Below are 24688 nucleotides of genomic sequence, written 5' to 3'. Positions count from 1 at the left end.
TTAGATATGTTTCAGATCGCTTTATTGATCTCTTACAAGCGAGAGATTCATTGATCATGAAAATTCATTCTTTTGCTGTTGGAATGAGAGCTTTAAAATTTTTCTCACTTTAAGCTTTTGTGAATGGGTGAAACTTTTGCAAATAGAATTGAATAAAATTATGTGTCCTCAGAAATCATGAAGGTCAGGTATGAGAATAAAGTGATGGGTGAATGTGTTTTAAAAAATAGGCTTTGCATGCATCGTTTTTATGTAAAAGCAGTTGGCTTTATGCATTATGATTTTTTTTACAATAGCGTTGGTTTGGGGATGTTGGTTTTGGTCGTTTGTTGTGCAAGATATTTCATTGGAAGCCTAGTGGTATAAGGCGGATTCTTTGAAGTATGAAGTGTTTGTGTGTCAATGAAATATTCAAGAGAGGTTTTTTGAGGAGAATTGAAGTCAATTCCATGAGAGCTATGCGTGATCAGTTATTGGAATCCTCTTGATAAGAAATCGAACTGTTTATGTGTATGCGTTTTTTAGAGTTTTATGCCTTTTGAGGCGCGGAAGGTAAGTTAAATCGGCTTGCTGAGTGCACGATGATGGGTGTTTAAAAGTCTTCCTGTTCTTGTTCTTGAATGTTTGTGCTGTTTTGATCATCTTTGAGCAATTGGTTGGTGAGCTTTTCAATGCGTTGTGTGGTGTCACGCATAATTCTTCCCATGGCGCGCTCCTTTTCATTGTGGAGTCGTAAAAGAGCATCGTAGCTTTCTTGTAATTTTTTATTTTCTCGTTTTATTTCTTCCATTTCATCGATAATCATTATGCCCGCCATGACCGATAAACGATGGTCGCCAATTTCTCCAAAATTTTTCTTTAAATGGGAAATATATTGATCCAATTGTGCTGCAAGCGCAATAAGATGGCTTTCTTGTCCTTTATTACAAGCCATACGATAATTCTTACCATCAATGGTAACGGAAACTGTTTCCATACATTCAAACCTTTATCTATCAATGACGACACGAATCGTTTCCATTGCTTTAATAAGACGTTTGGAAACTTCTTTGTTAACAGATTCTAAGCGTTCAATTTGAGCTTCAGCTTTGTCAAGCGCTTGGGCAAGATGGCTGCGGTCAGCATTCATTCGTTGAATTTCTTCTTCCCATTCGTTATTTTTATCAATAACGGCGTTGCGGTTTATTATGGTGATCTCTAAGGTTCTAAGTGCTTTTTCTAGGTGCTCTAGAGCATCTTGCAGAACCGTAGTCTCTTGGTTCATTGCTTTTGTCCTTTGGGTAATTATATCCTTTATCAATGCGTTATGCAAAAACGAATCACTTACATTCTTATATGGTGTCTCTTTTATTTTTAAGTATGTAGGATATTTTAGCAAGCAAAGCAGGGGATGGATATAAATTAAAAGCTGGATTTTTTACGCGTATTGGCATAAATGACATGGATATACAGGATGCGTGAGGGGAATGTGTTACTAATGTTATGGAAGTGATGACAAAAAGTCTCACGCTGATGGTTAAAAAGAGTATTTCTTAAGGAACTTTAAGAGAATACGGAAAAAGCAACAGTATAACGTAATTAACGAAATGGTCGATCATTCATGACAAACACCCTCCAACAGAATCAGATGGCCAATGCTATCCGTTTTCTTGCTATTGATGCGATTGAAAAAGCCAATTCTGGTCATCCCGGCTTGCCAATGGGAGCCGCTGATATTGCGACGGTTCTTTATACGCAATTCCTTGCTCATGATCCCAAAAATCCTCGTTGGCCTAACCGTGATCGTTTTGTCTTATCAGCAGGACATGGATCTATGTTGCTTTATGCGCTGCTGTATCTTTCTGGTTATGAAGATATCTCACTTGAGGATCTTAAAAATTTTCGCCAATTAGGGGCAAAGCTTGCAGGTCATCCAGAATATGGGCATGCGGCAGGAATTGAAACCACGACAGGACCTTTGGGACAAGGATTGGCGAATGCCGTGGGGATGGCTCTTGCAGAACGGTTGCAAAATGCCCGTTTTGGTGATCTTATCAACCATTACACTTATGCGTTGGTGGGGGATGGATGCCTGATGGAAGGTATTGCACAAGAAGCACTTTCCTTGGCAGGACATTTAAAACTGCACAAGCTTATCGTATTGTGGGATGATAATAATATTTCTATCGATGGAGAAATTTCCCTTGCGGATAGTACAGATCAGATCGCCCGTTTTAAAGCATCCGGTTGGAATACACTCAAAGTGAATGGGCATGATCAAGCCGCCATCGCACAAGCTATTGAAGCAGCACGCAAGAGTGATAAACCAACGTTGATTGCCTGTAAAACAACAATAGGCTTTGGGGCGCCTAATAAAGCGGGAAGCAATAAAGTTCATGGAGCCCCTTTAGGTGTGCGAGAAATTGCTGAGACCCGTATCGCCTTAGGGTGGGAGGCAGAGCCTTTCGTTATTCCTGCCGATATTCTCGATAATTGGCGCTTGGCAGGGCTTAATGCTGCTAAAAAGCGACAAAAGTGGGAAGAAAAATTGGACGCTCTTCCTGTCTCAGAGCGAGTGGAATTTGAAAGATTGATGCGTGGTGATCTCGTGGGCGGATTTGATGGCGCTGTGGATGCTTATAAACAGAAACTTGTTGAAGAGCGTCCCTTTGTTGCTACGCGTAAAGCTTCGGAAATGGCTTTGGAAGTGATCAATGAGGTCGTTCATGAGACCATTGGTGGTTCTGCTGATTTGACCGGCTCTAATAATACAAAAAGCAGCCAGATGAAAAGTATCACGACAGATGATTTTTCAGGGCGCTATCTCCATTATGGCATTCGTGAACATGCCATGGGCGCTATCATGAATGGGCTTGCTCTCCATGGAGGCTTTATTCCTTATGGGGGAACATTTTTATGCTTTTCTGACTATATGCGTCCTGCCATGCGTTTATCTTCTCTTATGGGGTTGCGGGTGGTTTATGTCATGACCCATGATTCTATTGGGCTTGGTGAGGATGGTCCGACCCATCAACCCGTGGAACATTTGGCCTGCCTGCGCGCCATGCCTAATCATCTTGTGTTTCGCCCTGCTGATGCTATGGAAACAGTTGAGTGTTGGCAATTGGCTTTGAAAGCACGCGGGACGCCTTCAACTCTAGCTTTGAGCCGACAAAATCTACCGCTGTTGCGTCAAGAGTATGAAGAAGAAAACCTCTGTATGCTTGGGGCTTATGAATTGTTAACGGCCAGTGATGAGGCGCAAGTGACACTGTTTGCTTCTGGTTCAGAATTACAAATTGCGGTCAAAGCACGGGAAGCCTTAGAAGAAAAAGCTATCCCAACCCGTGTGGTTTCTGTGCCTTGTTTTGAACTCTTTTCTCAACAGTCTGGCTCCTATCAACGGGCTCTCATTGGCGATGCGCCGATTAAAATCGCGATTGAAGCTGCTGTTGCTCAAGGATGGGACCGTTTTATTGGCTGTGATGGGGTGTTTATTGGTATGGAGGGCTTTGGGGCGAGTGGAACAATTGATGACCTCTATGCACATTTTGGTCTTACTTTTGAAAATGTCGTTGCGACTGTTGAAAGAGAGCTGGAAAAGATCAAAGAAGAAAAGACAAAATGACAGCGTGTGTTGTCATGCGTGAGGGTGTTTGTAGGGTATCATACTCTGCGCGGTGTTGTGGATAGTGTTGTGGATTATTGTGGATAAGTGATTGATTGATCGAGATATTGACGTCTTGAGAATTCATAGTTTGGGATTGGAAAATGCCCATTTGTTGTGTTTTAAATGTTATGCTTTAAAAAATTAAATGAGGAAACATGTGAAATGACAGTTCGTGTTGCAATTAATGGGTTTGGTCGTATTGGACGCAATATTTTACGAGCACTTATGGAAAGTGGACGAAAAGATATTGAAGTGGTCGCAATTAATGATTTGGGATCGGTGGAAACAAATGCCCATTTGTTGCGCTATGATTCAGTTCATGGGCGTTTTCCGAGGGACGTTAAGGTGGTGGGAGATGCCATTGATGTGGGGGCTGGTTTAATAAAGGTCTGTGCAGAGCGTGATCCTGCACAATTGCCTTGGAAAGATTTGGATATCGATATCGCGTTGGAATGTACGGGTATTTTTACTGCGCGTGATAAAGCAAAGGCGCATTTAGATGCGGGGGCAAAGCGTGTTTTGGTTTCCGCTCCCTCAGAGGGTGCAGATCTTACGGTCGTCTATGGGGTTAATCATCAGTCTTTAAGCAGTGAGCATCGCATTGTTTCAAATGCTTCTTGTACAACCAATTGTTTGGCGCCTGTTGCACAAGTTTTGCATAACACGGTGGGCATTGAAAAGGGCTTTATGACAACAATCCATTCTTATACGGGAGATCAACCTGTGTTGGATACCATGCATCGTGATCTTTATCGTGCGCGTGCGGCTGCTCTTTCGATGATTCCTACCTCAACAGGAGCGGCAAAGGCTGTGGGATTGGTCTTGCCAGAGTTAAAGGGATTGCTTGATGGGGTATCCATTCGTGTTCCAACCCCTAATGTTTCTGTGGTTGATTTGACATTTAATGCTAAGCGTTCCACAACAATTGAAGAAATTAATACGGCTATTGCGACTGCTGCACGAGGTCCTCTCAAGGGAATTTTGGATACGACAGAAGAAAAGCTTGTGAGTTGTGATTTTAATCATAATCCGCATTCAGCGATTTTTCACAATGATCAAACCAAAGTGATTGATGGTAAGCTCTGTCGTGTTCTCGTCTGGTATGATAATGAATGGGGCTTTTCTAACCGTATGAGTGATACGGCTGTGGCTTTTGCCAAGACAATATAGACACCATAAGAAGGACCTTAGGGTCCTCTTTTTATAGGAGAAAGTTTTATTAAGAAAAAGCTTCGTTTTTGTACAAATTAAGGCGCATTCTTTTGGGAAAGTCGAGAGAGGTTCTTGTTTTTATGTGCTAGAGAGAAGATGCTGTTGAAAGATTGATGGCGTTTTTTGATACGAGGCGATATGTGCTTTTAAAAGCTGTATGAAACAGTAACATCTGACACGAGATGATGTTCGAGAAAAGGTCAAAAAACGAAAGAAGTAAACTCTTTTATATAAAAGTAAAAAGCGTTTTAGTGAAAGTAAAATGGAACCAATGCATTTGTTTGCAACAATGGAATGTAGAAGATTAAGAGCAATGAGGGGCTTTTGTAAACTTGACGATGGGCGCTTTGGATTTTCAGACAGAGAGTTGAGAGAAGGGGTGTCGTGGGTTCTTTTCATGCAAAAGCAAAAATAGAACGTGCAAAAGCAAAGAAGAGGTTTTAGTGGAAATGAAATTAAGCAAGTTTGTTCGATGCGTTTTTATTTGAAACAATGGAAAGTGAAGAGGAAGCAGTGATGGGGTTTCGTACGCTTGATGATGTTGATGTTTTGGGCAAACGTGTCCTTGTGCGCGTGGATTTTAATGTTCCTATGGCACAGGGCAAAGTTTGTGACGACACGCGTCTTCAACGACATAAAGAAACACTCGTTGAGCTGCAAAAGCGGGGAGCTAAGCTTATTCTGCTTTCTCATTGTGGTCGCCCCAAAGGAAAGGTCGAGTCAGAATTTTCACTCCGCCCTGTTGTGCCAGTGCTGGAAAAGATCATAAAACAGCCGGTTGCTTTTGTTCCTGACTGTATTGGTTCGGTGGTGCAGGTCGCGGTGGAGGCATTGCAAAATGGGGGTGTTTTACTGCTCGAAAATGTTCGTTTTTATGCCGGTGAGGAAAAGAATGATTGTTCTTTTGCAGAAGCTTTAGCCCATAATGGGGATCTTTATGTCAATGATGCTTTTTCGGTTTCTCATCGTGCCCATGCTTCAGTGGAGGGAATAACCCATTTGTTGCCTTCTTATGCGGGGCGATCGCTGCAAGGGGAATTGCAAGCCTTAGAAAAAGGGCTTGGAAATCCAACGCATCCTGTAGTCGCATTGGTGGGAGGGGCAAAAGTTTCCAGTAAGCTTTTTGTTCTCAATCATTTGGTGGAAAAAGTCGACTCCTTGGTTATTGGGGGTGGGATGGCCAATAGTTTTTTAGCTGCGCAAGGTATTCATGTGGGGAAGTCACTGTGTGAATACGAATTGATGGAAACGGTCAAAAAAATCATTAAAAAAGCGCAAGAATGTCACTGTGAACTTCTACTCCCTGTGGATGCTATCGTTGGATTTCGCTTTGAAAAAAATGCGCCGCATCGTCTCTATGATATTGGCGATATCCCTGAAGATGGCATGATCTTGGATATTGGGACGCGCTCTATTGCTCATATCAAGAGCGCCATAGATAAGGCTGCGACCCTTGTGTGGAATGGACCCCTTGGTGTTTTTGAGATGCCTCCCTTTGATAAAGGAACAATTGATGTTGCACGCCATGCCGCAGAACAGAGTTTAACGGGCAAGTTGGTTTCAATTGCAGGAGGAGGCGATACGGTTTTTGCTCTTAATCATGCGGGTGTTGCCAAGGATTTTACTTATCTCTCAACTGCAGGAGGGGCTTTTTTGGAATGGATGGAAGGGAAGGTTCTTCCTGGAATTCTTGCCCTTATGCAGGATTAAAGGGATTATTTGAAAAGCAGTTTTTAAACTGTGTGTCGCTCGTGTAGAGTGTGTTCAAGCGTATGGCACACTTTTGGGAAGTTTTAAGACAAAATAGAGAAAATAAAGAGGAATTTTTTTATGACTGAACGGCTTGAAGATATTGCACTTTCTCTTGTGCAGGCGGGTAAAGGTATTTTGGCGGCAGATGAAAGTACGGCGACAATAGGCAAGCGTTTTACAAGCATTGGTATTGAATCCAATGAAGATAGCCGCTGTGCGTATCGTGAAATGCTTTTTAGCGCAAAAGAAGCTATGGAAAACGCTATCTCTGGGGTTATTTTATTTGATGAAACCATTCGACAAAAAGCATCAACAGGGCAAATGTTGACGGATCTTATTCGGGATGCCGGCGCTTTGCCAGGAATTAAAGTGGATACCGGTGCTAAGCCCTTGGCTGCTTTTCCTCAAGAGACAATTACCGAGGGGTTGGATGGTCTTCGTGAACGGTTAAAAGACTATTATGCTTTAGGCGCGCGTTTTGCGAAATGGCGCGCGGTGATTGCCATTAATGCCGATAGTTTGCCAACAAGAGGCGCCATTAATCAAAATGCACAAGCTCTTGCCCGTTATGCTGCTTTATGCCAGGAACTCAATATTGTGCCGATTGTTGAGCCGGAGGTGTTGATGGATGGACCGTTTTGTCAACATTCCATTACGCGTTGCTTTGAGGTGACACGCGCTGTTTTGACCACTGTCTTTAACGAATTGTTTGAAGCTCGTGTTGTTTTAGAGGGGATGATTTTAAAACCCAATATGGTGATTGATGGAAAAGATGCGCGCAAGGCTGGAGTTGAAGAAGTGGCTGAAAAGACTGTCCGTGTGCTTAAACAGACTGTTCCTGCCGCTGTTCCAGGAATTGCTTTTCTCTCTGGAGGGCAATCTGATCAGGAAGCAACGGCGCATTTGTCTGCCATGAATTCTTTGGGCGCTTTGCCTTGGACATTGACTTTTTCCTACGGACGCGCATTGCAAGCGGCTGCTTTAAAAGCATGGGCTGGTCGCCATGAAAATATTGCTGTTGCACAAAAGGCATTTTGTCATCGTGCGCGGATGAACCATCTTGCGGCTTTAGGACAATGGACAAAGAGCCAAGAAAAGGTAAGCGCTTGAATTGCTATAGATTTGAATTCCCATAAGGTTGCGCGCAAGGCTGGAGTTGAAGAAGTGGCTGAAAAGACGGTCCGTGTGCTTAAACAGACTGTTCCTGCCGCTGTTCTTAAGAATTGCTTTTTTTGTCTTGCGGGCAATCTGATCAGGAAGCAACGGTGCATTTGTCTGCTAAGAATTCTTTGGGCGCATTGCCTTGGACATTGACCTTTTCTTAATCGACGTGCATTGCAAGCGGCTGCTTTAAAAGTATGGGCTGGTCGCCATGAAAATATTGTGGTTCGCACAAAAGGCATTTCATCATCGTGCGCGGATGAACCATTTGGTAGCTTTAGGACAATGGATAAAAGAACAGGGGACAAAGAGCCAAGAAAAGAAAAGCGCTTGAAGTACAAGCTCTATGCTTAAATGGGGAATATTTTGCATGTTTCTGCGTGATTGGGAAACTCTCATCATGATAAAAATGATGGGGGCGTTTTAGGCTTGAAAGCTTTCTTAGAGGGGTTTTCTCATTGCATATTTTTAAAGTCTTTATGCGTGGCATCGCGCGATAAGATTGCGGGAGAGGCGCGTTTGTAGGAAGGGGAGATGGTGCTTTAAAGGAAATTCGTGAATGCGCAGCAGTGTGTTGTCGTTCATGAGGGGGGCTTACTTTTTAAGTAAAAATCATAAAGATGATATTATATTGAAGAGTTTGATATTATGCTTTCTCTATGGATTAGACATACAGCTTATGAAGCTTTTGTGTGTCAGGATAGCTTTCTTTTCAATGGGGGCGTCTTTTATTGACGGACGGGTTGAATAACTCTTGCGAAAGAAAATAGATTTGGATCTCAATAAAACGCCTCTTTTTTCATTAAAATGAATAAATTTTTCTTGTATTTTGTGATGATATCATTATAGAAAATTAATCTCGTAGCATTTTGGCTTTAAAATCGAGGGGGGGAGTTGTGGACAGCATATCTTCTAAGAATACAAGCACCAAAGCAAAAAATCGGTACGCAGAAAAGAGCGTTTCTGCAATTATGATGCGGAAATTTTGCCATATCGTGCGTGGGGTATTCTCTGAGATATTCGCAGTGTTTTTTTTCATAATTTTTCTTATCTTGCTCAACATGCGTGGATTGGTTCATATCGTACTAAACTTCTTTGCGGGTGCGAGTGGACTCGCGTGCTTTTTCTTTTTTTTAGGATATTTCTTACAACGCCGCGACGCAACAGTAGATGAAGCCGCTCTATCGCTCACATTACTCTTAGCAATTGGTGAAGGCGTTTTTTCTATTTGCTGCATGTCTGCTAGTTGGGGGTATGATGCTCTCTTATACCGTTTAGCGCCTCCAGGGTATGTTCTTATTCTCTCTGAATAAATAGAGTGCACTTTGGTTGTGTACAAATCAAAATAAGAGGCGGGCAGCCTCTCAAATTCTTAATAATTGTTCTCAAAAATCATGACATTAGAGCTGCATTTAATGAAGGGACTATAACAAACCTTGGTCCTTAAGCTCAATGGAAGTCTTGTAGGGCGGAAATCTCGTAGGGCGGACTCACTGCGTCCTTGACCTTAAGACACCCAAACGGCTTGTTTTGTCTTTTTCACGCGGCTTATGAAGTCATGATATAAGGGGAAAGCTTCTCAGGGTGCCTCAATGGTATGTTATCGTGTGTTAAATGGAAAAATGAGAAAGCATCTTTATGCAATATAATCCAATTATGATTTTTTGATTTAAATATAAAGGGTTCAAAGCCTTCTACAAAATTGATACGCTATAAGGGGGAAAAGCGCCTATATTTAGCAACAAAGGCGTATTTTAGGTGCTCTTAATAGAGCTATATCACAAAATGATTTTTGAATTTAAAAAAAACGCAGCCATCATGATTTATAAGAGTTTGAGACCGATCTATTTCTGTTGGATGCGTTTTTAAATTGATCTTTAAAGTGCGCTCTTTATAGCACAAAAAAAGCCTCATTGCTTAACGAGGCAATCATTTTGTTTAAAATCTTTGTGTCTCATGAGAATGAGGTTTTTACATACCAATATTGCCAAAACGATTTTTGAACTTAGAAAGGCGACCGCCACGGTCTACGAGTGTCTGGGACCCACCTGTCCATGCTGGATGTGTTCTTGGATCAATATCCAAATTAAGGGTATCCCCTTCTTTTCCCCAAGTGGAGCGCGTTGTATATTGAGTTCCATCCGTCATAACAACGGTAATTTTGTGATAGTTAGGATGAATATTCGCTTTCATGCGTCAAACCTTTTGCGTTTATAGAATGAAAGAACACTTACTCGATTTTTTAAGTGCGCTTCCTTTGTCTTTTTGATACACTGATTAAAGTATCTATTCCTATAGCTGAGCACGCATCAAAAAACAAGTGTTCAAGATGCATCATTGTGTCACGTGTTTAAATCATTTAATATAGTGAGCGAAGTTTTATGAAATTATATCGTCATTCAGAAAAATCTGCAAAGCCTTTCCCTAAAAAATCTTCCTTCTCTTCGCTTGTAACTTTCGGTCCTTATCTTTTGCGTTATCGCTGGTTGTTTATCTTTGCCTTTGTTGCTTTATCTGTTGCAGCTCTTGTCACGCTCGCTTTACCTGTTGCTATCGGCAAAATGTTTGATCATGGTTTTTCCACTTCAAGCCATGGTTACATCAATTTTTATTTCTTTATTTTGTTCGCTTTGGCTTTGCTGCTCGCACTTGCTTCGGCTTGCCGTTATTATTGTGTCATCACCTTGGGAGAACGGATTGTTGCCGATTTACGCCGTGATGTTTTTGTCCATATTATGAAACTTTCCCCTGCTTTTTTTGACAAGTCTCATTCTGGTGAACTTGTTTCAAGGCTTCTTACCGATACAACACAAATAAAACTAGCCGTTGGTTCAACTGCTTCTACGGCTTTGCGTCATCTCATTGTGGTGATTGGTGCTGTCGTGATGATGGTGATCACCAATGCTAAATTATCTCTGCTGGTTCTGGCGGCTATTCCTGTTGTGGCAATTCCTTTGGTGATCTTTGGGCGTAAAGTTCGCGCGCGTACGCGTGCGGCGCAAGATCGTGTCGCAGATGCTAATGCTGTGGCAACAGAACAGGTCAGTGCTATTCGTACGGTGCAAGCTTTTACTGCTGAAAAACTTGTTGCGACACGTTTTTCTCAGTTGGTAGAACGTGCCTTTCAGACAGCGCGGGCTTCTGTGATTTTGCGTTCCTTTTTTACGGGCTTTGCCATTTTTCTTGTGTTTAGCAGTGTGGTGGCTGTGTTGTGGATTGGATCGCGTGATGTTTTGAATGGAACGATGACAGGGGGCACCTTAGGACAATTTGTCCTTTATGCTGTTTTTGGCGCCTCAACCTTTGCTCAGTTATCAGAATTGGGGGCAGAATTAATCCAAGCTGCAGGGGCTGCTGAACGATTGGCTGAATTATTGCAAGAACAACCCATGATTTTAGCTCCCAAAAAACCTGTCTCTTTGGCAAAACCTGTTCGGGGCGAACTTGTTTTTGATCATGTTGATTTTGCTTATCCCTCTAGAGCACAAAAGAAGATTTTACGCGCGCTGTCCTTTTCGATTAAAGCGGGTGAAACAGTTGCTTTTGTTGGTGCTTCAGGGGCGGGTAAAAGCACACTTTTTTCTTTGATCCTGCGTTTTTATGATCCGACAAGTGGAAAAATTAGGCTTGATGGCGTGGAGATTGATCGCCTCTCTTTACAGGATTTACGTGGTGCAATTTCTTATGTTCCTCAAGATGTTGCTATTTTTGATGGCACACTGCGTGATAATATTGTTTTTGGGACTGAAAATGCTATGGAAGAGGATGTTATTGCTGCTGCTAAAGCAGCCAATGCCCTTGAATTTATTGAAGCTTTACCTGATGGTTTGGATACACAAGTCGGAGAACGTGGAACTATGCTTTCTGGGGGGCAAAAGCAGCGTATCGGTATTGCGCGGGCGATTTTAAGAAATGCGCCTCTCTTGCTGCTGGATGAAGCAACCTCTGCGTTAGATGCAAACAGTGAAAAGCTTGTGCAAGAAGCCTTAGAAGGACTGATGAAAAACCGCACAACATTGGTGATCGCGCACCGTTTGGCAACCATTTTAAAAGCGGATCGTATTCTTGTGATGGATAAAGGCGCTCTTGTGGAAGAGGGAACCCATGCCGAACTTGTGGCAAAAAATGGCGTTTATGCTTATCTTGCAAAATTGCAATTTTCACCTGAATAAGAGATCTTGATACAAGAGTCGTTTCTTTAAGGGAATAAACAGCACTCTTTTGAAGTAGGCTTATCAATTTTTGAGGGCTGTCTTTTCTTTAAAGTGCATCAACTTCTAGAGCAGTTTTATTAAATACAAATTGTTGTATTTACAAACGTGAATACCTATACTTTGTATACTATTTATATTAAAATAGAATATATAGAGGGTTGCAAATCTGTTATACACATAATGATATAATATTGAGGAAGCGATAAGAGAGCTATATGAAATGTCGGTGAAGATAAAAGAGAGCAAAAATGAGTGATCACGATACTTTCATAGTTATAGTAGGAATAATCATAGCAGGGGGCATAATCTATAGTCTTTGGTTAGCAAACCATCGCAACAAGCAATTAAGTGAACAACTTGAGCAATATGAGAAATTACTGCAGCTAAAAGATCGAGAGTGCGCGATATATCACAATATTATTGCACAATGGGAACAAAGGCTTTTTAAAAAAACGCGGAGAATATCACAAGAATGGATTAAACAATGGGATGAGGGAGTAAGGCAATGGGAGAAAAGTATACTGGAGATAAAAAATCCTGGGCACTTTTCTCAAATTAGCGGACAGCAGCATCCGATGGTGGTGAAAGATATTTGTGCTCACGGATATGCAGATACATTTTTTCTTTATGAGGATGCGCTGAGAGTAAAATTTACTGTTGAGCAGATTGAAAGAATAAATGAAGTAATGAGGCGTCCACTTTTTAAGCAAAATTATCGTAAAGTTGTACGATTAATGAGGCAGAATGGCATAAAATTGCAAAAATTTGTAAATCCTCTTACGAAAAAAAAGCAGTATAAGCCTACGATGTTGTTGTTGCATTGGTGGTTATATATGATTGATGATATGATTACAGCGAAATATGAACAGCAACAAAAAGATAAAGCTTCAGGGCACTATAAAGAGCTCGCATCTATGGCAATCTACTTTGAGGATATACCTAAATACACAGAATATGAAACGCTAGAAAAGATACTGAGAGGATTTGGTAGTCTGCCTGGTCGTGGACTATGCATTTGTAAAAAGGTGCTTCTATCATTATTGTATGATATTTCCAGTGATTATAAAGCGGCAAGAGAAACTTTTATTTACTATAAGATGCTTATTGATACTGTGAAAGAAGGATATATTGCCTTCGATAAAGATTGTTGTTACTCCACGGTTGAAGAGGCAATGAAGGTTTGTAGAAAGAGAGATAAAGAAGAGAAAAAAGACCTTAGTATTTCTGAAGAGATGCCAACATTTGAAGAAGCTTATAAATTAGGCGTCAAAGAATGGATGAAGGGGGCAAGTAAGAAATGTGATGATCGGTTGATTTTTTGGAAGGAACTTGTCACAATAGGAAATTCAAAAGAAAAATTAAAAATTATCTTCGGTGATGAGAAGGTGCAAGCATTGCGAGAGGCTGTTGATAAAGAACAAGAACGGTTTGAAAATGAAGTACAATCAGCAATCCTCGCGAATAAATATTTGAATGACGATAAATCTTACGCTTATTTGGCAGGTATTCTGGAATATAATGGTTGATAAAGGGGGAATGCAATGGGTTTTCTGAGGTTTCTGTTGCTATGTAGGGGTGCAGTGAGAGGCATTGCTCTTAGCTGAGAAGAGAGGCGGTTTGGAGGCAAGCTTTTGGCGACACGTGTAGGGAGGATTTCTTAAGAGGATGAAGGGGAGAATTCTTGCCTTAGCTGTGGTTGGTGTTTTGGTTTTCTAGTTTGTTTGTAGGGGAATTGAGAAAAAAAGCAGCGTTAATAATATTGGCTAAGCTGTCATTGAATTTTTAGGGGGGAGGGGACATTGATTGTTTGGTGATGGTGTTTTGTCATCATTTTCTGTTGTGTCTGTGAAAAAAGTTGAAAAGCTTCTCTCCACATTGTTTTTTTAAAAGATTCTATAAAATTTTAAGGAGGGCATTCAGGTTCTAAGGGCTTTTTTAAAATTATGCGGGTTTTGGCTATAAGGTTTAGATACCTTTTTTGAGAACTTTTTCTAGTTTGGTGCGAATGTGTTCATTGCCGGCGAGGATATTTTTTTTGCGGAATATGTCATCACCACCTTCTTTATCGGTGACAAAACCACCGGCTTCACGAACCATTAAGATTCCAGCAGCCATATCCCAAATTTGCAGGTTGTCTTCCCAATAGCCATCGGTTCGTCCTGCTGCAACATAGGCTAAGTCAAGGGATGCTGCGCCAAAACGGCGAAGGCCAGAAACTTCCATCATTACATTGCGCAATTCAATGAGATAGGTTCCATGACCTGGACGACCCAAATGAGGCATGCCTGTGGCAATGACACAATCTTCTAGTCTGCGCCGCGCAGAAACGCGACAGCGCCGGTCATTGAAAAAAGCACCACTGCCGCGTTCTGCGGTAAAGAGCTCATCACTGACCGGATTGTAAATGACAGCCGCAACAATTTTGCCTTGGCTTTCTAAAGCAATGGAAACGGCAAAAAAAGGAATGCCATGGAGAAAATTGGTGGTGCCATCTAAAGGATCAACAATAAAACGATGTTGTGAATCTTCTCCAACGATTTCTTTAGATTCTTCCATCAGAAAACCGAATTTGGGGCGTGCTTTGCTCAGTTCAGTGAAAATAATTTTTTCTGCTTTACGGTCTGCTTGACTAACGTAATCGGCTGGACCTTTTAAAGATACTTGCAAATTTTGCACTTCACCGTAATCACGCACGAGCGAGCGTCCTGCTTTCATGGCGGCTTGCACCATGACATTCATGATTGCAGAATGGGCCATCTTGTTATTCCTTTATTTATCTTTTTCATTTGCACGACGCAAATAGATCAACTCGTTGGTATCGACAATGATCCGTTCTCCGGCATTCATAAAAGGGGGAACAAGAATACGAATCCCGTTTTCAAGAATGGCAGGTTTATAAGAGGAGGTCACCGTTTGTCCTTTGAGAGCTGGATCAGCTTCCACAATCGTGACAGCAACTTGATCAGGTAGGGAGATGCCGATAGGCTTTTCTTGATAAAGTTCAACTGTGACAGTCATCCCATCTTGCAAGAAAGCAGCGCGTTCACCTACAAAGTCTTTTTGGAGTTCAAGTTGTTCATAAGACTCTGAATCCATAAAGACCAAAGCATCGCCTTGTTGATAAAGAAAGGTGAAATCCTTTTGTTCAAGGCGGACCCTTTCAACTGTCTCAGCGGCACGAAAGCGTTCATTGAGTTTTGTACCATCAAGCAAATTTTTCAGTTCAACTTGATTAAATGCACCGCCTTTTCCAGGCTTTACAGCGTTGCATTTGACGGCAACCCACAGACTTCCTTGATGCTCAATCACATTTCCTGGGCGAATTTCATTGCCATTAATTTTCATCGTTTCTATCCAATTCTCTTCTTGCAAAAAGAGTTCTCTTACTTTGTCCTTACGGCGCTTTTCTTTGCTGCCTTAACAGTGAACTCTTTTGTTGTTTTTAGGTTCAAAATTTCTTGTTCGTTTTGCGGTTCCCTCATGGTCTTTGTGTGCTTTTCATCTGTCTTACCATGGATTTTCTCATGGGGTTCTCTCATAAGTTTTCTTATGAGCTTTGCAGAGAAAAGCTTAAGGACAAAAAGGACCTTGATGTATTCTTGCTTTTCAGTTCTTTGCAAGACCATAAAAAGTGCCAAGACGCAAGCTTTTTAAAAATTTGCACAAAATTTTTTGAGACTTTTGAGGATTTTGGGGAAATTTATCCCGTTGTGTTGTAAAATTTCATTCAGACTGATGATAGAAATTTTGTAAAACCATGAGGCGTTGTTTTATGAAAATGACACGGGGATATTGTGCGGGGAAACTTGTCCGAATAATCTTGTGAAATCAACCCCATGAAACGGAAAGCGGAGTTTCGTTCTGAGAAGCCTGATTGCTGAGAAATTGGATCGGGAAGGAGCTTTGTGTCCTTTAAAGGTGTATGAGGTAAGAAAAGAGCGTGTAGCACCTTATAGCGCGTTTCGTTTTATAGAGAATGTGGTGCGCTGTCACGTGGTGTTAGCTTGTATTCTCATCCATGATAAGCTGTAGAATGGCTCTTTGTTTTATCGAGGTGAGCGTTCTAAATCTTTTGAGCAGCAGGTATTCTTCAGTGTTCGAGATGACTTCATCGTGATGGTGTGGAGGCTGTTGTTTTGTGATGATATCGGCATAAAAAAAGGAAATCGGAACATTCAAAATATCGGAAATTTGCATTAAGCGCCCCGCGCTTACACGATTTAAGCCGTTTTCATATTTTTGAATTTGTTGGAAACTTACGCCTAAAGCGTTCCCTAAAGTTGTTTGAGACATTTTGAGTATTTTTCGTCTCAAGCGAATTCTTTTGCCGACCAGAAGATCAATATTAAGATTTTGAGATTGCATTGCTCCCCACCGGTTGCGAGCGCCCTCGCATAAGTATTCCGGGAGCTTGAAAGTACTGAAATCTAATCAGCTTTTTTTGCTTTTAGTGCTAAAGAGCACCTGGACATAGCAAAATCTCCCGGAATTCCGGGATACCCACAGAGTGGGACAAATTCATGCTTAGATTTTCGGGCTTTCAAGACCCTCTTGGTCGTTGCGTATGCGACCAAAACACCCTTTTATTCATAAAGTAATTTCAGCAGGTTGGCAATAAAAAACAGTTTTTTAAATGAGAAGCGGTGTGTTTTTTTATGAAAGTAATAAAAGCATCCATATCGAGGGAGTATGGCTTTGAACAGCGCGTATCGCGTTATAGAGAATGTGGTGCGCTCGTGCGTGGTGTTAGCTTGTATTCTCATCCATGATGAGCTGTAGAATGGCTCTTTGTTTTATCGAGGTAAGCGTTCTAAACCTTTTGAGCAGCAGGTATTCTTCAGTGTTCGAGATGACTTCATCGTGATGGTGTGGAGGCTGTTGTTTTGTGATGATATCGGCATAAAAAAAGGAAATCGGAACATTCAAAATATCGGAAATTTGCATTAAACGCCCCGCGCTTACACGATTTAAGCCGTTTTCATATTTTTGAATTTGTTGGAAGCTTATTCCTAAAGCGTTCCCTAAAGTTGTTTGAGACATTTTGAGTATTTTTCGTCTCAAGCGAATTTTTTTGCCGACCAAAAGATCAATATTAAGATTTTGAGATTGCATTGCTCCCCACCGGTTGCGAGCGCCCTCGCATAAGTATTCCGGGAGTCTAAAACACTGAACTCAAATCAGCCTTTTTGCTTTTAGTGCTAAAGAGCACCTGGACATAGCAAAATCTCCCGGAATTCCGGGATACCCACAAAGTGGGATAAATTCATGTTTGAGTCTTCGGGTTTTAGAGCCCTATTGGTCGCCGCGTATGCGACCAAAACACCCTTTTATTCATAAAGTAATTTCAGCAGGTTGGCAATAAAAAACAGTTTTTTAAATGAGAAGCGGTGTGTTTTTTTATGAAAGTAATAAAAGCATCCATATCGAGGGAGTATGGCTTTGAACAGCGCATATCGCGTTATTGAGAGTGTGGTGTGCACTATCACATGAGGTTAGATTGCATTGTCCCCGCCGGTTGCGAGCGCCTCTTATGCGTATTCCGGGAGTCTAAAACACTGAACCTAAATCAGCTTTTTTGCTTTTAGTGCTAAAGAGCACCTGGACAGTGCAAAAACTCCCGGAATTTCGGGATACCCACAGAGTGGGGCAAATTCATGTTTAGGTTTTCGGGTTTTTGAATCCCTATTGGTCGCCGCGTAGGCGACCAAAACACCTTTTAATGTGTAAAGTAATTTCAGTAGATTGGCAATAAAAAACAGCTTTTTAAACGAGAGGCGGTGTGTTTTGCATGTAATTGAAAAGAAGGTAGTGCTCTTTTGATCCTCTGATCTTTCCATATTTTGAGGATAAATATTTTACAAGCGGATAGCTTATTTTGCACATTGGATAGTGTTCAGTAAATGATACAGGGCGTTTTAAAAAACAGGAAGAAGCTTTATTGCTTCTTTGCGTGCCTTTTCTTGTTGTTTGTTGTCCATACCTTGGAGCATTCTTTCAAGATCAGGGGCTTGCATTTTTGCTTCTTTCGCAAGCATATACCATGCTGCTGCCATGATCGTATCGCCTTTTGTTCCGATGCCATCTCGATAAAGTCTTGCAAGAGAAATTTGGGCGGGGGCAACCATGTTGTTGGCATTGTGAAGCAGCAAATGAAAAGCACGATCAAAATCTCTTGCGCCTCCACGGCCCTCTATCAGCCATTGTGCTAAATGAAGTTGAGCTGTTAAGTGGTTGTTTTGAGCCGCGACTTCCATGAGCTTGCGGGCATTATGATCATCCTTTGGTCGAGTTAACGTGCCTAGGGAAAGAATTTTTGCCGCCGCAAAAGCCGCTTCAGCATCCCCAAGAGCAGCCCCTTTTAAGTGCCATTTTAAGGCTTGCTCGATGGCTTCATTTTCACGGCTTGGAGAAGAAACGCCAGGAAGATTTTGTTTTTCCAGGGAGGCTTTATAAAGAAGCAGTTGTCCATAATAAAAATAGGCTTCCTTAACACCTGCCTTGACAGCTTTTCGAATATACTGTTCACCAAGTTCTTGATTTTGTTTTACAAAGTGACCATCAAACAACATAAGCCCATAGCGAAGTTGCGCTTGGGGTTCTCCTTGTTTGGCGGCGCGTTCAAACCATAAAGCAGCCCGCGCTCCGTCAACAGGAACAGCGCATCCTTCCATATAAATTCGGGCAAGAAGCGTTTGCGCAAAAGGATCATTTTTTTCAGCACGTCGAAGAGCTTCTTGAAAAGCTTTTAAATAATAGCCTTGGATGTAATAGTCATAGGCTTGGTCATAGTCTCCAGCTTTTAAGGGCTGAAAAGGTTCTTCTGGGGGGGAAGATTCTTGAATCGTATTCAAAGAGTGTTCAAAACTTGCCGTTTCATCAGTGCTGCCAGCAGAATTTACAACAGAACTTGTAAGCCCTACCATTCCTAGGATAAGCAGTTTAACACCTCTCTTGATCATCGATATCTCCTCCTCATTATCGATCAGAATTTTCACATTTTTTTTTCATCATTACAAGCCGTATCAGAATCCCATGGCTTTCTTATTTTTCATTTCAGTTAAGGGAGGTTTTTTAGATCCCTTTATAAAGATAGCATAAACGTTGATCAGAACCAGACTGTTTTAAACAGTGCTATTTTAAACAACAATAATGAAAGAATGATCCAGAGAGGTGATCTTCTCTTATCAATACTTTATCACCCTAAAATAAAAAAGCGTCTACCATGAGGCTACTTTTTAAAATACGTGACGAATTGCTTATGAAGAATGTGAAATGTTGAGAAAAAGAGAGCGCGTAGGAGCACTTGTTAGAGCCATTAAAATGAGGTGCAAATCTCTTTATCTTTTGCAAAAAATTTTAAGTCTTTATGTTTGAAATAGAGAGAATGTCCATCTTCAAAGAGCGGGTTTATTTATTCTGATAAATACGTAGATAATACTTGGTTCTCCCGACCAATCATACTGAAGCACAGAAATTATACGTCCATCATCCTTTGGTGTTCGTGTGTAAAACAAACCCAAACCCATGTTTTGCTGCTTTTGGGGTTGATCTGTATAAATCACATTCTATCCTGTTCGCCGCAACAGATCGATAAATAAAGGCGTAAAGTTGTCTATTGTATCACTTTGATAAGAGGAGAAGTGTGGTTGGATTGATTGGTAAAGATCTTTTGACATCGTTAGAAAAATCGTATACTTCTAAATCTACCACCCTCTTCTCCGCCGCAAGATTTTCATCAACATAATGTGATACATAGTTCCCTGGAGATGCACAACCAGCCACTAACAAAAGTTGTGACAGAAATAAATATTTTAACATCTTCATTCCCCCCTCTATCATTTTTCCTTTTTCTGACTCGTTTTTTCTTAAGAAAGTTCTTGCACAAGATAAGAAAAGCACCTTTTCTACCGTTATACTATCACGTATCGGCATCTCAGCAAGTATTTATTTATCAATATTTACACATTATTTAAAAAACTGCCATCATCTTTCATGGTATTTAAAACTTATGCTTAACAGACAAAGTCAAATGATTGCATGGGGGTGCTGCTGCAGATTGATCCAATAAATTTTCAAGCGCTGCTCTTTTGGGGGGATGTTTGTGATGTATGCAGATGCATAGAGTCTGTAGGGTGAACAGAGTCTGTTGTATTCACGTGATATTAAAAGCTTTCATTGGGTTCAGAGAGTAATTGTAAAATGGCTCTTTGTTTTATCGAATTGAGCGTTCTAAATCTTCTAAGCAGCAGGTATTCTTCTTTACTGGAGATAGCTTCATCATGGTGGTATGGGGGCTGTTGTTTTGGCATGATATCCGCATAAAAAAAGGAAATCGGAACATTCAAAATATCGGAAATTTGCATTAAACGTCCTGCGCTTACGCGATTTAAGCCGTTTTCATATTTTTGAATTTGTTGGAAGCTTATTCCTAAAGCGTTTCCTAAAGTTGTTTGAGACATTTTGAGCCTTTTTCGTCTCAAGCGAATTCTTTTGCCGACCAGAAGATCAATATTAAGATTGTTGGTTTGCATTTTACCCTCCCGCCGGTTGCGAGCGCCTCTTATGCGTATTCCGGGAGTCTAAAACACTGACTTGACTCAGCTTTTTTGCTTTTAGTGCTGGTGAGCACCTGGACATAGCAAAATCTCCCGGAATTCTAGGATACCTGCAAAGTGGATTTGTTTTTATGTATCGGGTCTTAGGGTTTTTAATCCCCGTTGATTGTTGCGTATACGATCAAAAATACCTTTTAAGTCATAAAATCATTTCAGAAAATTGACAATAAGAAACCGCTTTTTTAATGAGAGGTGATGTGTTTTGCGTGAAAGCAATAAAATAACCACATTGAGAGAGGCTTTGAACAGAGCGTGTTTTGCGCCGCTATCGAATGATGTTAGCTTGCATGTTCATCCATGATGAGTTGTAAAAAGGCTTTCCTTTTTACAGTGGTGAGCGTTCTAAATCTTTTAAGCAGCAGGTATTCTTCAGTGTTCGAGATGACTTCGTCGTGAGGGGTGGGTGCATGTTGTTTGGTGGCGATATCCGCATAAAAAAAGGAAATCGGAACATTCAAAATATCGGAAATTTGCATTAAACGCCCCGCGCTTACACGATTTAAGCCGTTTTCATATTTTTGAATTTGTTGGAAGCTTATTCCTAAAGCGTTTCCTAACGTTGTTTGAGACATTCCCAGCTTTTTTCGTCTCAAGCGAATTCTTTTGCCGACCAAAAGATCAATATTAAGATTTTGAGATTGCATTTTTCCTCCCGCCGGTTGCGAGCGCCCTCGCATGAGTATTCCGGGAGTTAAAAACACTGAGTCCGAGTCAGCATTTTGCTTTTAGTGCTAAAGAGCACCTGGACATAGCAAAATCTCCCGGAATTCCGGGATACCCACAGAGTGGGTTTATTTTTATGTATCGGACTTAGGGTTTTTAATCCCCGTTGGTCGTTGCGTATGCGACCAAAATACTTTTCATTCATAAAGTAATTTCAGGAAATTTACAATAAAAAACAGCTTTTTTAATGAGAGGCGGCGTGTTTTGCGTGAAAGCAATAAAAAGCATTCATATCGAGGGAGTATGGCTTTGAACAGTGCATATCACTTTATCGAGAGTATGGTGTGTACTATCACATGAGGTTAGATTGCATTGTCCCCGCCGGTTGCGAGCGCCTCTTATGCGTATTCTGGGAGTTAAAAACACTGAACCTAAATCAGCATTTTGCTTTTAGTGCTAAAGAGCACTTGGACAGTGCAAAATCTCCCGGAATTCCGGGATACCCACAGAGTGGGTTTATTTTTATGTATCGGACTTAGGGTTTTTAATCCCTATTGGTCGCCCGCGTATGCGACCAAAATACTTTTCATTCATAAAGTAATTTCAGAAAATTGGCAAATAAAAATAGTTTTTTGACTTATAAAATTTGTTTTTTGAATGAGAGGCTATTCTTGCCTCTCAACCTCTCTGGAATGATGACCAAAATCACGACATCTACCTCCGTGTTTGTTGAGAGAACGAATAAGCTTTTTTTAAGATAAAAAAAACTTTGGACGCTTAAAAGTTAAACATTTTCAATTCGCTAATATTGACAACATAACCAATAGTTATTACCTTTAATACCAAGGAATAGAAAGGACATACTGCTATGAAAACTACCCTTTCTCCGCTCATTTCAGAGTTCGAAACCGTTGAACAGGAAAGCAGCTACACGGCGTGGTTGCGCGATAAGGTCGCGATAAGTCTTGCAAATCCATCTCCTCCTATTCCGCACGATGAGGTGATGGCTGAAATGGACGTTATCATAGATCAATGTGAAGCTGAACAGAAACAGTGATGCTTCCGGTTGTTTGGTTGTCTTCGGCTCGTGATGATTTGCGTCAGATTTTAACTTACATTGCTCGCGAAAATCCATTTGCTGCACGTCGAATGAAAAGGTTATTGGAAGAATCTGTACTACCATTGGCTGAACATCCATATCTGTACAGACAGAGTGAGAGGATATTAGGGTTACGGGAAATTATAGCACATCCAAATTACCTTATATTGTATCGAGTTGCTGCAAATCAGATCGAAATTGTCGCTGTCGTACATGCCCGACGTGAATTCCCTCCCTCTCTTTAATTGAATGAGAGATTATTCTTACCTCTCAACCTTTCTGGAACGCCTACCAAAATCATGACATCAGCCTCCGTGTTTATTGAAAGCGGTAAAATGATTTCGTCTACGGTAATGAATTCACAGGCGGTTTCTTCATTAAAACCTGCGCAATCGTTTGCTATTTAAAAAAGGGTAGGGGGTAATTTTGTGTCTACAGAATGTGTATGTCTGTGGGAAGTGATGGCGTGTCGTGTGGTTTGGGCGTGTACTTTCAAAATTAAAGATGAGCGTTGTTTAAATTTATAATGCATCAATTGCATCTGCATCTATATGGAAGCCTGCTGCCTTTAACCGCTTAATAAGTTTGGGATATGCTTCTTTTATGTCTTCTTTAAAAGAAAGGTAGTAAACTCCATTAACATCTGAAGGCAATTCAACGCCTTCTTTGTATAAAATAGCAATTCTCTCAAGAGGAAGCACGCCGGCTAACATGCCCATTTCGAAAGTAGCATTTTGTCGCGCACGAAATTGCGCTTTTGTTTCACCGTCAGATCTAGCATAGCCTATATCATCGGGCGTTAGCAATACAATACCAAACCCTATAGAATCCTTACAAATTTCTTTTTTCAAAGTTTCAATGATAGGTAAACCATTACCGCTCGTGTTTTGCAAGATGTACGGATCGAGCTTAAGTTTGAGAAGAATATTTTCAAGGTCTTTTAAGGAGCCACGATCATGACCGTGAACGATAAAGATTTTTTTAGGGGGTGATTCTGAGACATTAGAAGATGTTTTGGGAATGTTGGAAAGAATTATTTGGGAAGGAGTCGTTGATGTTTCTTCTACATTCTTTGCTAAATCTTCTTTTAACTTTTGTTTTATGTTTTCTTTGCCTTGAATTTGCAGCTTCCCTGTTTGTTCATACCAATTAATGATACCTCCAGTAGTAGTTTTGATCTGATATGTTCTAGGGGATTTATGTGGTAGAAGTTTGGCTTCTTTGATTTGATATCCAGCCTTGCAAACTATGTTTTTAAGATCTTCAGATGTTCCGTTATATTGCATTTTTATGTCCCCTTCACATCTCTATCATTCGTTGTTGGTCTTCATGACCAAGATTAACAATGACGAGCTCCCCCAATCATAATGGCTTCTTTTGATAAAACATTGAACTAGAAAATTTTTATAATACTTCCCTCTATATATTATGTCAAAAAAAGATGCTAGCTTTTTCATCCCATTTGATTAGATTATTAAGCAATTTTATTGAGTTTTGAGGCCAGAAAAACACATTTTTATCCTCTTTATCTGTTATTGCGATATAGCGGCGAATGTTTTAGATTTTTATTAACACTTCATTTATGAATTGCCCTCCCATATTACAAGGGGGCGTTTTTACATTTTTCATGGCAAAGTTGAAGCAGAACCAAGGGGGTGTCATGGGTAAAGATGACTTCTTCCATGGCAATGAATTCACATCCCGTCTTTAAAGCTTCATCAAAATTTGCAAAATCGCTGCCTGCTTGAATAATGGCGGGGGTTTCCATAATCTCTGCCCACCACGTGGCTAACTGAAGATTGCGTGGGTGCGCTTGGGGTTTTTTATCAGCTCCTAATTTGCCAAAGAGAAGATAATCAACCCCCGTTTCTGCTGCAAGCATAGCACTATGGCGATTGCGTAGATTGCCAAAGCCGATGATTTTTTGTTCCTTTTGCTGATTTTTTAAGCTTTCAAGAGCATTAAGATCATCTTCTATGTGCAATCCATCAGCCTTTATGCGTCCAGCAATGCGGCTGTCACCAGCGATAAGAAGAGCGGCGTCATTGTTTTGAATATCTTCTGCGTAAGTTTGAGCCTGTTTTTGTAAAAAAGAGCCATCATCTTTCTGCTGTTCAGAATCGTAAAGGATGACACAGGCAAAAGACTTTGTTTGCAACATGGGACGCAAAAAGCCGTGTGGCATATTGCGTCGAACATCAAGTGTTAAAACCAATTGAGGAACAAGAGGGGAGTCAATCGGTTTATTTTTTTGTTGTGTCATGTCCTATCTCTGATTTTTGTAAATGATTGTTAAAAAGAAACTTGACTCTTAAAAGTTAAA

Annotated in this window: 24 protein-coding genes; 11 read left to right on the top strand and 13 right to left on the bottom strand. The window is 40.8% G+C overall.

Annotation, left to right across the window (positions count from 1 at the left end):
* Nucleotides 1–592: 592 nt before the first annotated feature.
* Nucleotides 593–976 (bottom strand): cell division protein ZapA, encoded by a 384-nt coding sequence (locus NNJ73_RS02155; RefSeq protein WP_254492511.1) that lies wholly within the window; start codon nt 974–976, stop codon nt 593–595.
* A 12-nt stretch (nt 977–988) separates the two neighbouring features.
* Nucleotides 989–1264, bottom strand: coding sequence for a DUF4164 domain-containing protein (locus NNJ73_RS02150; RefSeq protein WP_005774573.1), 276 nt, complete (start codon nt 1262–1264; stop codon nt 989–991).
* A gap of 336 nt (nt 1265–1600) precedes the next feature.
* On the opposite strand from NNJ73_RS02150, the gene tkt reads away from it, so the two are divergent.
* The 7 genes from tkt to NNJ73_RS02120 all read left to right on the top strand — a co-directional run bounded on the left by tkt (nt 1601) and on the right by NNJ73_RS02120 (nt 9087).
* On the top strand, nt 1601–3607 hold the full coding sequence (tkt, locus tag NNJ73_RS02145) for a transketolase (protein ID WP_254492509.1): 2007 nt from the start codon (nt 1601–1603) through the stop codon (nt 3605–3607).
* 204 nt (nt 3608–3811) lie between these two features.
* On the top strand, nt 3812–4819 hold the full coding sequence (gap, locus tag NNJ73_RS02140) for a type I glyceraldehyde-3-phosphate dehydrogenase (protein WP_139412467.1): 1008 nt from the start codon (nt 3812–3814) through the stop codon (nt 4817–4819).
* 558 nt (nt 4820–5377) lie between these two features.
* The gene (gene pgk / locus NNJ73_RS02135) at nt 5378–6571 is read left to right on the top strand and encodes a phosphoglycerate kinase (protein ID WP_254493190.1); all 1194 of its coding nucleotides are present in this window, start codon (nt 5378–5380) and stop codon (nt 6569–6571) included.
* A 120-nt stretch (nt 6572–6691) separates the two neighbouring features.
* Nucleotides 6692–7723 carry a class I fructose-bisphosphate aldolase gene (locus tag NNJ73_RS02130; RefSeq protein ID WP_254492508.1) on the top strand — a complete coding sequence of 344 codons (1032 nt, stop codon included), beginning with the start codon at nt 6692–6694 and terminating at the stop codon, nt 7721–7723.
* A 155-nt stretch (nt 7724–7878) separates the two neighbouring features.
* The gene (locus tag NNJ73_RS10090) at nt 7879–7938 is read left to right on the top strand and encodes a hypothetical protein (protein WP_371923245.1); all 60 of its coding nucleotides are present in this window, start codon (nt 7879–7881) and stop codon (nt 7936–7938) included.
* A 47-nt stretch (nt 7939–7985) separates the two neighbouring features.
* On the top strand, nt 7986–8108 hold the full coding sequence (locus NNJ73_RS10085; RefSeq protein ID WP_371923232.1) for a hypothetical protein: 123 nt from the start codon (nt 7986–7988) through the stop codon (nt 8106–8108).
* 637 nt (nt 8109–8745) lie between these two features.
* Nucleotides 8746–9087 (top strand): hypothetical protein, encoded by a 342-nt coding sequence (locus NNJ73_RS02120; protein WP_254492506.1) that lies wholly within the window; start codon nt 8746–8748, stop codon nt 9085–9087.
* 658 nt (nt 9088–9745) lie between these two features.
* Here NNJ73_RS02120 and rpmE read toward each other — a convergent pair.
* Nucleotides 9746–9967, bottom strand: coding sequence for a 50S ribosomal protein L31 (rpmE, locus tag NNJ73_RS02115; protein ID WP_005774581.1), 222 nt, complete (start codon nt 9965–9967; stop codon nt 9746–9748).
* Between the two features lie 188 nt (nt 9968–10155).
* Between rpmE and NNJ73_RS02110 the strand changes: the two genes are divergently transcribed.
* Nucleotides 10156–11946, top strand: coding sequence for an ABC transporter transmembrane domain-containing protein (locus NNJ73_RS02110; protein WP_254492505.1), 1791 nt, complete (start codon nt 10156–10158; stop codon nt 11944–11946).
* Nucleotides 11947–12236: 290 nt separating this feature from the next.
* A complete protein-coding gene (locus NNJ73_RS02105; protein WP_254492503.1) occupies nt 12237–13514 on the top strand; it encodes a hypothetical protein in 1278 nt (425 codons plus the stop codon).
* A gap of 439 nt (nt 13515–13953) precedes the next feature.
* Here NNJ73_RS02105 and NNJ73_RS02100 read toward each other — a convergent pair whose 3' ends face one another.
* From NNJ73_RS02100 to NNJ73_RS02065, 8 genes are all read right to left on the bottom strand, one after another.
* Complete coding sequence (locus NNJ73_RS02100; RefSeq protein WP_254492501.1) at nt 13954–14745, bottom strand: inositol monophosphatase family protein; 792 nt, start codon at nt 14743–14745, stop codon at nt 13954–13956.
* A 12-nt stretch (nt 14746–14757) separates the two neighbouring features.
* On the bottom strand, nt 14758–15333 hold the full coding sequence (gene efp, locus NNJ73_RS02095; protein ID WP_012232455.1) for an elongation factor P: 576 nt from the start codon (nt 15331–15333) through the stop codon (nt 14758–14760).
* Nucleotides 15334–15987: 654 nt separating this feature from the next.
* Nucleotides 15988–16353 (bottom strand): helix-turn-helix domain-containing protein, encoded by a 366-nt coding sequence (locus NNJ73_RS02090; RefSeq protein WP_254492499.1) that lies wholly within the window; start codon nt 16351–16353, stop codon nt 15988–15990.
* 381 nt (nt 16354–16734) lie between these two features.
* A complete protein-coding gene (locus NNJ73_RS02085; protein ID WP_254492497.1) occupies nt 16735–17100 on the bottom strand; it encodes a helix-turn-helix domain-containing protein in 366 nt (121 codons plus the stop codon).
* Nucleotides 17101–17903: 803 nt separating this feature from the next.
* Complete coding sequence (locus NNJ73_RS02080; RefSeq protein WP_254492495.1) at nt 17904–18947, bottom strand: tetratricopeptide repeat protein; 1044 nt, start codon at nt 18945–18947, stop codon at nt 17904–17906.
* Between the two features lie 661 nt (nt 18948–19608).
* Nucleotides 19609–19920: a hypothetical protein gene (locus NNJ73_RS02075; RefSeq protein ID WP_254492493.1), complete on the bottom strand. Its 312-nt coding sequence runs from the start codon at nt 19918–19920 to the stop codon at nt 19609–19611.
* Between the two features lie 230 nt (nt 19921–20150).
* A complete protein-coding gene (locus NNJ73_RS02070) occupies nt 20151–20519 on the bottom strand; it encodes a helix-turn-helix transcriptional regulator (RefSeq protein ID WP_254492492.1) in 369 nt (122 codons plus the stop codon).
* A 362-nt stretch (nt 20520–20881) separates the two neighbouring features.
* A complete protein-coding gene (locus tag NNJ73_RS02065) occupies nt 20882–21247 on the bottom strand; it encodes a helix-turn-helix domain-containing protein (RefSeq protein ID WP_254492491.1) in 366 nt (121 codons plus the stop codon).
* 887 nt (nt 21248–22134) lie between these two features.
* On the opposite strand from NNJ73_RS02065, the gene NNJ73_RS02060 reads away from it, so the two are divergent.
* Complete coding sequence (locus NNJ73_RS02060; RefSeq protein WP_142416016.1) at nt 22135–22323, top strand: antitoxin; 189 nt, start codon at nt 22135–22137, stop codon at nt 22321–22323.
* Nucleotides 22323–22610, top strand: coding sequence for a type II toxin-antitoxin system RelE/ParE family toxin (locus NNJ73_RS02055; RefSeq protein ID WP_254492489.1), 288 nt, complete (start codon nt 22323–22325; stop codon nt 22608–22610). Before NNJ73_RS02060 ends, NNJ73_RS02055 begins: the two co-directional genes overlap by 1 nt.
* A 276-nt stretch (nt 22611–22886) precedes the next feature.
* On the opposite strand, the gene NNJ73_RS02050 is transcribed toward NNJ73_RS02055, so the two are convergent.
* Together NNJ73_RS02050 and NNJ73_RS02045 are read right to left on the bottom strand one after the other, a co-directional pair.
* Entirely contained in the window at nt 22887–23651 is a 765-nt protein-coding gene (locus NNJ73_RS02050; protein ID WP_254492487.1) for a TIR domain-containing protein, read from the bottom strand.
* A gap of 314 nt (nt 23652–23965) precedes the next feature.
* Nucleotides 23966–24628 carry a thiamine phosphate synthase gene (locus NNJ73_RS02045; protein WP_254492485.1) on the bottom strand — a complete coding sequence of 221 codons (663 nt, stop codon included), beginning with the start codon at nt 24626–24628 and terminating at the stop codon, nt 23966–23968.
* Nucleotides 24629–24688: the final 60 nt, after the last annotated feature.

Source organism: Bartonella sp. B1099, from assembly GCF_944801835.1.
Lineage (GTDB): Bacteria > Pseudomonadota > Alphaproteobacteria > Rhizobiales > Rhizobiaceae > Bartonella.
The sequence above is the reverse complement of the archived record's forward strand: the minus strand, read 5'-3'. Positions and strand labels throughout refer to the sequence as shown.